10 protein-coding genes are annotated in these 13,478 nt (G+C 43.4%); 4 read left to right on the top strand and 6 right to left on the bottom strand.

Features of this window, described 5'->3' with window-relative positions; all coding sequences use genetic code 11:
- Positions 1-3 precede the first annotated feature (3 nt).
- Both polA and ACOOEY_RS09990 read right to left on the bottom strand, forming a co-directional pair.
- Positions 4-2,811 (bottom strand): DNA polymerase I, encoded by a 2,808-nt coding sequence (gene polA, locus ACOOEY_RS09995; protein WP_420388534.1) that lies wholly within the window; start codon positions 2,809-2,811, stop codon positions 4-6.
- A gap of 51 nt (positions 2,812-2,862) precedes the next feature.
- Positions 2,863-4,383, bottom strand: a complete 1,521-nt coding sequence (locus tag ACOOEY_RS09990; RefSeq protein WP_420388533.1) for a S41 family peptidase — start codon at positions 4,381-4,383, stop codon at positions 2,863-2,865.
- A 605-nt stretch (positions 4,384-4,988) separates the two neighbouring features.
- Here ACOOEY_RS09990 and ACOOEY_RS09985 point away from each other — a divergent pair.
- Positions 4,989-6,428, top strand: coding sequence for a DUF5723 family protein (locus ACOOEY_RS09985; RefSeq protein WP_420388532.1), 1,440 nt, complete (start codon positions 4,989-4,991; stop codon positions 6,426-6,428).
- On the opposite strand, the gene ACOOEY_RS09980 is transcribed toward ACOOEY_RS09985, so the two are convergent.
- Positions 6,425-6,871 carry a DinB family protein gene (locus ACOOEY_RS09980; RefSeq protein WP_420388531.1) on the bottom strand — a complete coding sequence of 149 codons (447 nt, stop codon included), beginning with the start codon at positions 6,869-6,871 and terminating at the stop codon, positions 6,425-6,427. The genes ACOOEY_RS09985 and ACOOEY_RS09980 overlap by 4 nt on opposite strands.
- Positions 6,868-7,281, bottom strand: a complete 414-nt coding sequence (locus ACOOEY_RS09975; RefSeq protein ID WP_420388530.1) for a hypothetical protein — start codon at positions 7,279-7,281, stop codon at positions 6,868-6,870. The genes ACOOEY_RS09980 and ACOOEY_RS09975 overlap by 4 nt, the downstream gene beginning before the upstream one ends.
- Positions 7,282-7,358: 77 nt before the next feature.
- Between ACOOEY_RS09975 and ACOOEY_RS09970 the strand changes: the two genes are divergently transcribed.
- The 3 genes from ACOOEY_RS09970 (at position 7,359) to ACOOEY_RS09960 (ending at position 10,119) form a co-directional block, all read left to right on the top strand.
- Positions 7,359-9,050, top strand: coding sequence for an amidase (locus tag ACOOEY_RS09970; protein WP_420388529.1), 1,692 nt, complete (start codon positions 7,359-7,361; stop codon positions 9,048-9,050).
- An 87-nt stretch (positions 9,051-9,137) separates the two neighbouring features.
- Positions 9,138-9,908 carry a type III pantothenate kinase gene (locus ACOOEY_RS09965; RefSeq protein ID WP_420388528.1) on the top strand — a complete coding sequence of 257 codons (771 nt, stop codon included), beginning with the start codon at positions 9,138-9,140 and terminating at the stop codon, positions 9,906-9,908.
- Positions 9,901-10,119, top strand: coding sequence for a hypothetical protein (locus ACOOEY_RS09960; protein ID WP_420388527.1), 219 nt, complete (start codon positions 9,901-9,903; stop codon positions 10,117-10,119). The genes ACOOEY_RS09965 and ACOOEY_RS09960 overlap by 8 nt, the downstream gene beginning before the upstream one ends.
- A gap of 212 nt (positions 10,120-10,331) precedes the next feature.
- Here ACOOEY_RS09960 and ACOOEY_RS09955 read toward each other — a convergent pair whose 3' ends face one another.
- Both ACOOEY_RS09955 and ACOOEY_RS09950 read right to left on the bottom strand, forming a co-directional pair.
- Entirely contained in the window at positions 10,332-11,828 is a 1,497-nt protein-coding gene (locus ACOOEY_RS09955; protein ID WP_420388526.1) for a M28 family peptidase, read from the bottom strand.
- 2 nt (positions 11,829-11,830) lie between these two features.
- A complete protein-coding gene (locus tag ACOOEY_RS09950) occupies positions 11,831-13,456 on the bottom strand; it encodes a M14 family metallopeptidase (protein ID WP_420388525.1) in 1,626 nt (541 codons plus the stop codon).
- Between the last annotated feature and the right edge of the window lie 22 nt (positions 13,457-13,478).

The following is a 13,478-nucleotide window of genomic DNA, read 5'->3' as shown; positions in this document are numbered from 1 at the left end:
ATTCTAATGCGCTATTAGCCAGTTTTCTCCTACTCCTACTTCAACTTCCATAGGTACGTCAAGTTCTATGGCATTCTTCATCAGTTCAGGTATTTTCTTTTTCATCAGTTCCAGCTCAGAGTTGTGGACATCAAATACCAATTCATCATGAACCTGCATAATCATTTTAGACTTTAACTTTTCTTCTTTCATCCAGGCATGAATATTAATCATGGCAATCTTGATCATATCGGCAGCACTTCCCTGTATAGGGGCATTGATAGCGTTTCGCTCGGCATGACCTCTGACGGTCATGTTTTTGGAGTGAATGTCTCTTAAGTATCGTCTTCTTCCCAGGATAGTTTCGACATAAGTGTACTCCCGTGCTTTATTTACCTGAGCGTCCATATACTCCTTCACGCCAGGGAACTCATTGAAATAGGACGTTATGATCTGCTGTGCTTCGGTTCTGGAAATTCCGATATTCTGTGCCAGTCCGAAGGCTGAAATACCATAGATCAAACCGAAGTTTACCTCTTTGGCCTTACGCCTCATGTCACGATCTACTTCATCAATTGGCACTCCAAATACTTTACTGGCCGTAGTGGAGTGAATGTCCTTTCCTGAGCGGAAGGCTTCAATCATGCTCTCATCCTTGGCAAAAGCAGCCACAATACGAAGTTCTATTTGAGAGTAATCAGCAGCTAATAAGGTAAACTCTTCTGACCGGGGAATGAATGCTTTTCTGATTTCCCTTCCTTTCTCAGTTCGGATAGGAATGTTTTGAAGGTTCGGATTATTCGAGCTCAGACGACCTGTAGCGGCTACTGCCTGACGGTAATCTGTGTGGACCAAGCCATCAATCGGGCTGATCATATTGGGCAGTGCATCTACATAAGTTGATTTCAGTTTTTGATACTCTCTGAATTCGAGAATTCTTCTGGCTATGTCATGCTCTACGGCCAGTTTGGATAGAATATCTTCCCCTGTTGCATACTGACCGGTTTTTGTCTTTTTAGGCTTGTCGACCAGTTTAAGCTTGTCGAATAAAATAACTCCAAGCTGTTTTGGAGAGGCTACATTGAACTCTTCTCCGGCCAGTTCATAAATTTCCTTTTCTGCTATCGCGCTGGCCTCTTCCAGTTCTTTAGACATGGTAGACAAGGTCTCGGTGTCAATTTTAACACCATTGTATTCCACCTCGGCCAACACATGCATAAGGGGCATTTCAACCTCATCAAAAAGCTTCTGAATTCGACCCTCATTTAGTTGTGGAGCAAATTCATTTTTAAGCTGCAATGTAATGTCAGCATCTTCAGCAGCATATTCTACCACCTTGTGTACAGGCACATCTTTCATATTACCCTGCTTGCCACCACTCTTTTTACCGATGAGCTCAGTGATGGATATGGGCGTATAATTGAGATAGTTTTCTGCCAGTACATCCATATTATGTCGGGTATCCGGATCGATAAGATAGTGCGCAATCATGGTATCGAAAATTGGCCCTTTGACATCGATGTTATAGTTCTTTAAGACCTGTACATCATATTTGGCATTCTGAGCAATCTTTCCGATTTGGGCATTTTCGAAAACAGGCCTGAATTCCTCCAGAATTTTCTGTGTCTCTTCCCTATCCTCTGGTGTTGGTACATAATAGGCTTCACCCGTTACATAGCTGAACGCCAGACCGACCAGATTCGCTTCTATAGGTTCCAGGCTATCGGTCTCGGTGTCGAAACAGAATTCCTTTTGAGCAGAGAGGTACTTAATGAGTCGTTTTCTAAGCGCTGGGCTATCAATGAGATGGTATTTGTGCTTTGTGTTGGAAACGTTGAGTTTCTCATCAATCACTACCTCCTCTTTTTCTATCAAAGCAGGTGTATCGCCAAATAAAGCCATTTGTTCTGAGGCGACAGGTTTCGGTTTAGCGCTTGGTGTTGGTGAAGTAGATTCACCCAGAATTCTTTTCAGTGTGGTTCTGAATTCTAGCTCTTCAAATATCCCTGTAAGCTTTTCTACATTGGGGCCGGTATACTCTAAGGCCTTTTCATCGAATTCTACCGGTACTTCAATATTGATTCGGGCGAGTTTTTTAGAAAGTAGACCCTGCTCCGCGTTGTTGGCAATTTTCTCACCCAACTTGCCTTTAATTTCATGGGCATGTTCAAGAATAGCTTCCATACTGCCATATTCTTTGAGCAACTTGGAAGCTGTTTTGGGCCCTACTCCCGGAATACCCGGAATATTATCTACAGAGTCGCCCTGAAGGCCTAGCATGTCAACTACCTGGTCAATTCGCTCAATATCCCATTTGTCCAGAACCTGTTGAACACCCATAATGTCTACGCCATTTCCCATAAAGGCAGGCTTATAGAGGTAAACATGCTCTTCAACCAGCTGACCATAATCTTTATCCGGGGTCATCATAAATACCTCAAATCCGGCACGGGCCGCTTTCTTGGCTAGTGTTCCAATGACATCATCAGCTTCAAAGCCATCCATTTCCAATACAGGAATATTAAAGGCACGGACGATGTCTTTTACGATTGGTGTCCCGATTTTAATGTCTTCCGGAGTTTCTTCACGCTGAGCCTTGTATTCGCTGTATTCTTCATGCCTGAATGTTGGGGCACTGGTATCGAAAGCTACTCCAATGTGTGTAGGTTTTCTTTTATCTATGATTTCATAGAGGCTATTGGTAAAACCAAATGGTGCGCCTGTATTGAGACCTTTGGAATTGATTCGTGGGTTTTTGCTGAATGCGAAATGGGCTCTGTAGATAAGGGCCATCGCATCGAGCAGGAAGAGGGTCTTCTCTGGTTTACTCATTCCATAAAGGTAAATCTTTCGGGGAAAGTCAGAAAAAGGTTTTGCTGCTAATTAGTGACTTCCAAACTGACCGTTTTGGTTAATCAGTTTCAGGGTGAATTCGAAAGCAGTGTCTTTCTTATTTAGCAGGTCGGTATAACTCTGAGTAACCAGATAATCGGGGAAAGTACCACGTCCTTCAGAACTGTTGCTTACGTTGATAAACTCTTCATAGATAACAGGCACCTGAAGCATGGTTTGGGTATTAGGAAGGCTGTAGATCAACAACATATTAGCTGTTCTTCCATTATGTCCTCCTCCGGTTTCCTCACCCACCAAAGTAACATTAGACATTTCGCTAAGGATTCTGGCCAGGTCAGCGGCAGCAGAGAAAGTCTTTCCTGAAGTCAGTACATAGATGTTGCCTTTAAAGGCGGTACCTTCCCAGTGAATGCCCAGGTCAAATTGGTCGTGCCAGTTCTCGATGTCACTTCCAAAACCTTCTGCGTTTTGCAGGCTAAAATGCTGTTTCAGATAGTCACTAGCATTCTGTACTACTTCTGTTGAGCTGTTGGCACCATTAATAGCTACCAAATAGTCGGTCAGTGCGATATTTCGGTTTCTAACCGATGTTTTAGAAGGATCGACCAGTTTTCCTCCACCTAAAAACTCATACAGGAAGTTCAATATTCTGCGATCGCCCCCTTCATTCAATCTCAAATCGATTACAAGGTTGTCAAAGTCGAACTCTTTGCTTTCCTCATTATAACGCGATGCCAATTGCTTGAAGAACCAGTCAGGGTTAGCCTGGAATGTATTCAAGGTAAGCACCAGTGTTTGAAGGGAGTCGATCGCATCTAAATGTGTAAAATGATAATATCTTTCATTCAGTTTATATACAGGTCTGTAGTAGTTGTTGGCAAGCATTTTATTACCCTCAATCCCGTTTACATCTGAGGTTAATTTCTCTCCGGCCGCGGTTTCATAAGTCACTTTGAAAGTATTGGCTGCGCCATATTTCAGGAAGTAGTAGTAGCCAAATCGGCTTTCGATTTCACGAATCGGTTTGGAGGCACTGTAACCATCGGTTACTGTTAAGGCAGTAAGTGCCTGTGTCATTTGGTCAACGCTATTTCCATTGATGCTGATGAGTCTGGAACCTAATGGAAGAGAGCCGTCCTCGAAGTCGATGTAATAAGCGTCATCAATAATTCTTACGGGATATGGAAAAAACTGAGCTACATCTGTGACCGATTTAAGAAAATCTGTGTCTAGGCTTATAACAGTGTGGCCACATCTGATCTTATTGTTCAGCTGGCTTAAGAGGAGATCGAACTCTTTGTAAGTAATTGTTTCGGGTAGATTGGCAATGGTCTCATTAATAAGAGACTTAAACTCTGCCCTGGAAATGTATTGATAAGGATTACCATGCTGCTGATCTATGATATTGAAGTAAACTTCTATATCCTCAGCAGCATCTTGTTTAGAAAGTAATCGTTCGTAGTTGTTGTTGGCAAAAAGGGAATGTGTCGCTACCAGCATTACGCTGAAGAGTGTAGATAGGAATACGCTATTTAGCAACTTCTTGTACATCGATAACCCTGTTGACTGATCATCAGGGCGATGTTCAAAGCACCGTGTAAGAATTTCTTTCACGGTATGAAGTTCCTGGTAACTGCCCTTGTTCGTTAGAGGGAATTACCGATCCTTACACTTTAGGTACTTTACTTAGTTCGATCGTAAATTACCTTTCACCCTGATAGCAGGGTGTAGAAATAATACTATTGAGCACACGACTTAAATTAGTCGCTAGTTCGATTCAGGTTGTTTGGTAAAGTAGTCTTGGGGAAAGTTTTAAGATGAGGAGGTGACCTCGAGGTGTTAAGCGAAAGTGATACAAATATACAGAAAACCGCGGTTCATACAATGAATGATGTTTTTCACATACAAAAAAACGTATTTCAGAAAATAAAATATAAGTAGATACAAACGTTATAATTTTGTGGTGTTGAAATTTTCAGAATATAATTCCGTTTCAAATGACTAAATGGTTGAAAACAGTGGTCTTTAATCGTTTATGCCTAATCTTAGCTGAGTGAAAATTTTTTCAAAAATCCTTATGTAAATTGCCATTGCAAGTGACATTTCTAAGAAAATCCGCTGTTTTTATAAGTCTTTGGCTATCAATTGGTTGCTCAATGGGTGTCTGGGCACAGCAATTTAACGGGTTTATTAACTCCGACTTTTCAGGGGTAATTGGTCTCAGAGATCAACCTGCCCTGGTGGCCAAGTCACCCTATAAGTTTGACTTCAATCTGGTCAATGCAAATCTTTATCTATCGAATGATATTGCCGTGTTGACAAATGATAGCGAAGGAAACAGTGTATTCATCAGGCAAGACGGACTCGAAGAGAGGTACCTAAGTGCTAATGCAAGTCTTGGTGGATTTTCAGCCTTATTGTCCCTCTCAAGAAACAGAGGTTTTGGTTTTAGCTATCGAATGAGAGCTATGGCCAATGGTACAGATATCTCTCCCAATTTTATCATACAGATCAATCGGTTTGCTTCTCCGGCTTTCACAGACCGAAGCTATGCCAATGAAACCCTGAGACTATCGACCGCTACCTGGCAGGAATATGCATTTACCTATGGAGGTGTTTTGAAAGACGATGGCTATCACCGGTGGAAAATGGGTGTCACGCTCAAGGCGGCTAATCCCTCTGGTCATGTATGGATGGACCTTTCCGATGCTGATTATGATATTGATAATTCAGGCATTGTTGATTTCAGCACTTTTAATATCTCAGCAGGATATTCAGCCAATCTCGATCGTTATGAACAATTCGACGGCACTGAAGCCATGCAATTACCCCCTAAAGGCACAGGACTGACTTTTGGAGGAGCTGATATTGGATTGGTCTATGAACGAGTGGCTTACAGGCCTGACCCAAAAACAGCTGCCGGAACTAGTCTCAACCGAGACCTTGACTATGAATTCAGAGTAAGCGCCTCTATTACCGACATCGGCACCCTGAAGTTTGAGCAAGGGGCTGCTTCATTTATCTCAACCGGACTTGATCCTGGTGCGAATACAGCCAATCTCGACAATGTTTTGGATGGAATTGGTAGTTTCAGAGAGTTCCGAGATTCACTCAATACGCTTCTTCAGCTTCAAGATGTTTCCGGAGCTTATTCTGTCAGTTTACCCACTGCCTTCCGTTTGAATTACGATTATAACTTCGGCAATAACCTCTTCTTCAATGTGGCTGCCGTAGCAGACTTAAGTTGGGTGATGCCTACCGATTATCGGCTTAGCTACATTAATAGCATAACGGTAACGCCAAGGTACGAGACAGGACTTTATGGACTCTATCTGCCCGTTTTCCACAACTTCGAAGGAGATACGCAGCTAGGACTCGCTGGCCGATACGGACCATTGACCATTGGCACCCATGCATTGGGTACCCTGTTTGCTCCGGAAAAGAAATCGGTCGGATTCTTCTTTAGTATCAACTTAAACCAGCTGAAGGCCAATTCCCGCAAACCATATTGTTTTGGTAGTTCAAGAACCGGATCAGCCCTAGTGAGGAAGGAGAGAACACCTCTTTACAAGAGAAAGAAGTTCATCTTCTTCTAATTCCTTACATAAAAGATGAAATCTGAAGCGGGAGGGTCTATGTCCTCTTCTCTTAACATATAGGCAATTTGACCTCTGTGATGTGTGCCGTGGTTAATGACATGGGTGAGAATATCCGTAACCCGGCTCTCAAAAGACTGTCCTTTTGAATTTTTGTAATTGATTGAGTCTTGTTCCAGGTCTCCTGAATAGATGAAGTCTAGCCAATCCTGACTTGTAGAGGATAAAAGCTCCAGTGCTTCTTTGAGATCATACTCATCCCAAACCCCAACACCTGGTGTCTCGTCTTTGATTCGGCTTAGCCAAATGGCCTGGGCATTGGCCACATGCGAGATCAGTTTCAGAATTTTGGAATTATCGAATGGCTTGGCCCTTAAGATTTCTGAGAATTCGTTGTTGGCCCATAAATTATACTCGAATAGTCTGGTGTAATGTTCTTTCATGCTTTTAGTTTTTTGTACTGATATGCCTGCCAGGCGATCCACAGTAAAATTGGAACCCAAATGAGGTCGTTCATTAGTAAATGAAAGAGACCTCTTTTACCTACTTCCTGTTTCAAAATGACCTGATAAAACCAAATAGCTCCTGCTACTTTGGTTATTGCTCCGAAGAGAATGAAGAACCAGAGCTTACCCGGGTGTATGGCGCTCATCAAATAAATAGCAGCCATAACTAGTACTCCCCGACCTTGCCAGGTAATAATGGATGGCGCGGCAGCCTCTGTTTCAGTGATCCATTGATAAAAGGTTTCCGGAAACCAGCCAATTAAGACACCCCATAAAACATTGTAGGCAGCGGCTACCAAAAGAAATCCTCTCATCCACTGTGGAAATAAACTTTGCGGTGTCTCCATCGATTATATAACTTATGTCAATTCTTATTGTTGAGTAAAATTCTACCCTGCAATATTAAAGTTTAACCTTAAGCAAGATGAAAAAACTACTACCTTTTAATAGCCACCCTAAGCTTTTAGCAGCAGGGGGTATGCTGGCTTTGACATTTTTTGCAGGACTCAATTGGGTCCAGGATGATAGTGTCAGTGCTGAAGAGATCATGGCAGCGCAAAAGGTGTTGGATCTTAACTTCAACCAGAATGAGGTGGATCAACTTTTGAGGAATGTGAATCAGACCCTGAATGGTATCAAGGAACTTCATGGATACGAAATAGATAATAGTGTTCCTCCTGCCTTCACTTTCAGACCTCAACATACAGGAAAGGCTATTCCAACTACTCAACAAGCCCAACGTTGGGAATTACCCCAGAGCGTTGAAATGCCGGCCAACAGAAATGAACTGGCATTTTATACCGTAGCAGAACTTTCAGTATTGATCAGAGAAAGAAAGATTACTTCTGTTGAATTAACGGAGTTTTTCATCGAGCGCCTGAGAACATATGGTGATACGCTTCAATCGGTCATTACCATTACAGAAGAACGTGCCATGGCACAAGCCAGAAGGGCTGATGATTTGCTGAAGAATGGTACATATCTGGGTCCTCTTCATGGTATTCCTTATGGAGCTAAAGACTTATTTTCCGTGCCTGACTATAAAACAACCTGGGGAGCAGGACCATATAAAGAACAAAACAGAGGAGACGAGCTGGCCACAGTAATTAAAAAACTGGATAATGCCGGTGCGGTGTTGGTGGCCAAACTCACTCTGGGAGCACTGGCCATGGGAGATGTATGGTATGGAGGAACAACCAAAAACCCATGGAATTTACAGCAAGGTTCCAGTGGGTCTAGTGCCGGATCTGGCTCATCGACCGCAGCCGGACTGGTTCCTTTCGCCTTGGGTACAGAAACTTTGGGATCAATAGTATCTCCGTCCACCAGAAACGGGGTCACAGGCCTCAGACCTACCTTTGGCAGAGTTAGCAGAGCAGGTGCAATGGCCTTGAGCTGGACCATGGATAAAATCGGCCCGATGACAAGGTCTGCCCTGGATTGCGCCATCGTTTTCGATGTGATTCGTGGAGAAGATCAGAAAGACCTGACGGTGCAGAATCATCCGTTCAATTATCAGGGGAAAGCCGATTTGTCAAAGTTGAAAATCGGGTATCTGAAAGATTATTTTGATGGTGGAAGAGGCACCCAGAAAACCAATGACTCTATCTCTCTGGAGGTTTTAAAAAGCCTGGGAGCCAATCTCGAACCGGTAGAATGGGTATCGGATATGCCTTTTGGTGCCATGCAGGCCATTCTGACGGCAGAAGCTTCAGCTGCATTCGATGCTCTGACCCGATCTGACAGAGATACACTACTGGTTCGCCAGAATGCCGGAGCATGGCCAAATCTTTTCCGGGCAGCCAGATTTACCTCTGCAGTCGACTACATTAATGCCAACCGAGCCAGATACCAACTGGTAGAAAAGGTGAACGCGCTGATGAAAGAGTATGATGTGATCGTAACCCCGAGCTTTGGAGGTTCTCAATTGCTGACGACTAATCTCACCGGACATCCATGTGTTGTATTGAAAAATGGCTATAACAATCAGGGAAGTCCAACCAGTATTTCATTTATCGGTAACCTGTTCGATGAGGCCACTATTTTGAGTGTGGCAAGAGCTTATCAGGAAGCGACCGAGTTCGATGAGCAACATCCTCCAAGGTTTATTGATTAATCAGTCTCCGGAGAGAGGTCAATAAAACAGTTCAAAGTTTCTGTTGTGACTGATGAAACTTTGAACTTTAAACATTAAACTAGCCACATGCTTTTAGCCATAGATGCCGGTAATACAAATATCGTTTTTGGAATACACCAGAACGGTCAATGGATTCACGAATGGCGATTCGATACAATGCCCGTCAAAAGCCAGGTAGAGTATGAGAAGTTTCTCCGACTGAATTTCCTGGAAGCCAATCTTAAACTGGAGGAAGTAGAAGGGATCGTTATCTCCTCCGTAGTGCCTCAGCTCAATGATGTTCTACAGGAATTTTCGGCTTCATTGATAGAAAAAGACCCCTTGTTTGTTGGCCCGAAAATCTATGATCGGTTGCCGGTCAGAACCAAAAGGCCGTATCAGATTGGCACGGACCTGGTGGCCAACGCTGTAGCGGGGCATCAGATTTATCAGGAGGACATTATTATTGTCGATTTTGGTACGGCACTCACTTTTACAATTGTGGGCAAAGACGGTCTCATTCAGGGAGTGAACATAGCTCCCGGACTCAAGACAGCCATTAAAGCACTAGTGGGCAATACAGCTCAATTACCTGAGGTTCCTTTGGAGTTGCCTGACTCAATTCTTGGAACCGATACTATCCATGCCATTCAGGCCGGAGTACTTTGGGGCTATGTGAGTATGGTGGAGGGTATGCTGGATAAGATTCATGCTGAACTGGGAAAGAAAACCAAAGTTGTTGCTACGGGTGGGCTTTCTTCGATTCTGCATCCGCTGCATGAAAGATTTGATGAGGTGAAAAGACATTTGACCTTAGATGGATTAAGGCTAATACATGAAATAGCAGGCAATGACTAAATATAACTGGGCCCTTAAGGGCATTATCTACATGATTGTGATCTGGCTGATCATCTACATTGGAATTCCTTTGGTGGATGAAGAAAAGCCAATGGAACCTGAGAAGAACCTGCTCAACCTGGTCATTGCCATTCCAGCCGGAGTTGCTTTTGGCTGGTATAGATTCAAGTTCCTGAAGGAGAAACTTGAAAGAAAACAGGGTAAAAAGTGACGTTCCATTTTTTGCTCCTGAGTCTTGGTTTCGACAGCTCTTTCCGTAGTAGAGACACCTGCCTCAAGTAAGAATTTGGCATATCCTTCCTTCGTCAGGATGAAAATCAGATACATTGGTCTGGTGTCTCTGGTGTGAGATTAAAACAAATAGCTTAAGATTAAAAAAGCCCTCCTAAGAGGGCTTTATTATTCATTCTCAATTTCTAACTCTTAATCTTCTTTCCCATACAGTTCCATGCCTGTTTCATAGTACTTGTCACCCGGTAACCAGAAAGGTGTTTCTGCGGCATTACCGATCAGTCTTGAGGCATAGACATAACTCTTGAAGAACTTCTCCAGATAGTCATAGTCAACTGTATTAGGGTTGTCTCCCGCCTGATGATAATACTTGGTAACATCACCGCTGAACGATCGGAAGCCGAGACTGTAAGTGGGAGCCGGGATTCCTTTTCTGGCAAAGCTGACATTATCAGATCGGTCGAAGAGCCCCTGTTCCCCCGCAGGGTCATCAATGGCGGTTAAGCCAAAGGCTTCATTGGCTTCTTTGATCATACCTGAAGCAGTTGTGCGTTCCAAACCAATGATGGTAGAAACAGTCGTATCGTTATATCCGGCATTGTCACTGTTCCAGCAAAAGACAATTTCATCGTTAGGAATAACAGGATGATCGGCCAGATAGCGGCTTCCTAAAAGTCCTTTTTCCTCTCCGGTAAAGAGCACAAACAAGGCACTCCTTTTCATCGGGTACTTAGCAATATTTTCAGCGGCCGAAAGCACCGTAACCGAACCAATGGCATTGTCTCGGGTACCATTATAGATGGAGTCTCCTTCTTCATTAGGCCTGCCGATGCCCACATGGTCATAATGGGCAGAGAACATAATGAATTCATCTTTCAAATCAGGGTCAGTTCCTTCTACCATAGCCACCACATTCCTGTCTTTAGTGAGCTCGTTTTGCATGCCTTCAATTTCAATACTGGCCCTTTTGATACTTCGGGTCATCATATAGCGCTGATTGGCATTATCCAGATCTTTCAACCAAAGGTGAGGAATGATTTCACCTTTTTCTTCGAAAGAATCCAGCGAGATATTCACCCTGTTAAAGAGAAAACCCAACTGATTCCAGGGGGTTGCCGGTGAATTGTAAAACTCTACCAATCCGGTAGCACCCTTAGATCTGGCCAGTTCATATTTCTCGCGGCTCAATTGAAGAATTTCTCTTCTGTCAGACACCTCACCATTTCCGGCTTTGGCAAATACCATTTTGCCAGAAACATCGGCATTGGTATAATCATCTTCCAGTCCATAGTTCAGGTAAACAACCTCACCCTCATAGTTGCCGGTCTTCCCTTCAACCACCAGAAAGTCTTCATTGAGGTCAAACGCTCTGCCGCCATATTCAAAGTGGCCTGCAGTGGCAGGCGTTTTCTTTCTTAATGGTATTGCCTGAAAGTAGCCGTCCTGTCCCGCTATCGGCTGAGCTCCGTATTTTTCCAGCTGATTGGCCAGATAATTTGCAGCAATAAGGATTTCTTCCGAACCCGTATTTCTTCCCTTCAGCTCATCTGAAGCCAGGTAATAGATGTGATCTTTGATGGTGTGCTGGCTTACAGTGTCCATCGTTTTTTCCAGATCAGTTTTCTGTTCGCAAGCTGCTATGGTCAGTAGTAGCAATGCGAGTATTCCGTTGAAGACGTTTTTTTTCATGACTATTTCAATTCAAAGTATTTGAAAACAGGATACTCGACAGGCTTTTCGCTGATGTTGTTCTGCTCGAAATATTGATCGAAGAAGTTCCAGTTCACCAATCCATCATCTGACTGTGGTTCTAACATGTAGAAGATGAGATTAGCCAATGGCTGAGCCAGGTCAACATAGAAATCGCCTTTTTTAAATCTTTTAGTGGCCTCAGAAAACTCGCCCTGAACGGTAACCATATTGTGTCCCTCGAAAGGTCTCTGCGATTTTTCCAATTGAGTTACCGTGAAAGCTTCACCGGAAGCTCTCGTATTCCTGCTCAACGTGTCTACCTTAACACCCAGAATCTGAAGGTGCTTTGCGATATCACTCATTTCGGCAGGGATCACATAACCTCTTGGTAGTGTAGAAGAAACTGTGGCATCAAAGGCACTGTAGTTGGTCACATTTTCTAGTTCAATGATCTCTCTCGATCTGATATATCTTTCCTGACCATTTTCATTGGTAGTTTTAATGTGGTTGTAAAGTCTGTAGTTTTCAACCGGATCTGGTAATGGTACCATTTCAAAGCGAACTCCCTTCTTCACTTTTCCTGCCTGCTCTTTAACCAGGCTGATGGCAGCCTCCTCGGCTTGCTTATTTACGGCCATCATTTCTTTGCCATGTTCGTTGGTGTACTCCAGAATTTCGCGAACAAAGGCGTAAGTACTGGCCATACGCTGATACAATCTCTCATGAGCGAAGGCCTCACTCAAAATTGCCATGCGGTTTCTAAGTCCAAACTGGTTTACCAGATAACGCGGATGGTGATTATAGGTGTAAATCGATTTGATTGGCCAGCCTTCTCTTCTTTCATAGAAATAGCCATAAGGTCCCAGGTGAATCTCATCTTTAGTCAATACCTCGTCTGTTACTGTTGGCAAAATCTTGTCCCATGTGTAGTCAAAAGGAGCCTTCTCTCCCGCTGTATGATAACTTGGAGCCCAGGTAAGAGAGTAGCCATGCCAAACACCATTAGTAGTATGGAGATCAACGAAAAGTGTAGGATCCCAGGGAACAATGATATTCTGGAAAAGCCCCTTGGTTTCTAGTGCTTCGGCTTTTATACCATCGCGATTGAGGTCCCATCCCTGACTATTAGATCTGATTCCCACTTTAATAGGACTATCCTCCTGTGAGGGTCTTCTGCCTTGCTCAAGTTTGTCATTGCTGTCTGTGTTGTAGATAGGAGCAAAAAGGATAATCTGATTGTCCAGCAGATATGATTTATCTCCTTTCAGGATTTCGCGAAGCAAAACCTGAAGAGCTTCTTTACCCTCTACTTCACCAGAGTGAATATTACCTTGTACGTAAATGATTGGCTTACCTGAGGCTTTGGCTTCTTCAGCTGTTTCCACTTTTGGATTCGCCATAACCACCACTGGAATTTCTTTCCCTTCTTTGGATTGCCCCATAGAAATGAGGTGCGCGTAAGGGCTGTCTTTAATGGCTGCATTGACAACATCCATCACCTGCTTGTAGGTAGAGGTTTCTCTGAATGAAGTTTTCTCCGGATGCGTGAGCAATTCCATTGGCCACTCCTGAGCATGAATGCCCAGAGTGAAAGTTAATAGCAACAGTATAAGTGATTTCTTCATGAGCTGAGTTTTAGTCGGCCAA

Origin of the sequence: Roseivirga sp. (assembly GCF_965216855.1) — a bacterium.
GTDB lineage: Bacteria > Bacteroidota > Bacteroidia > Cytophagales > Cyclobacteriaceae > Roseivirga.
The sequence above is the reverse complement of the archived record's forward strand: the minus strand, read 5'-3'. Positions and strand labels throughout refer to the sequence as shown.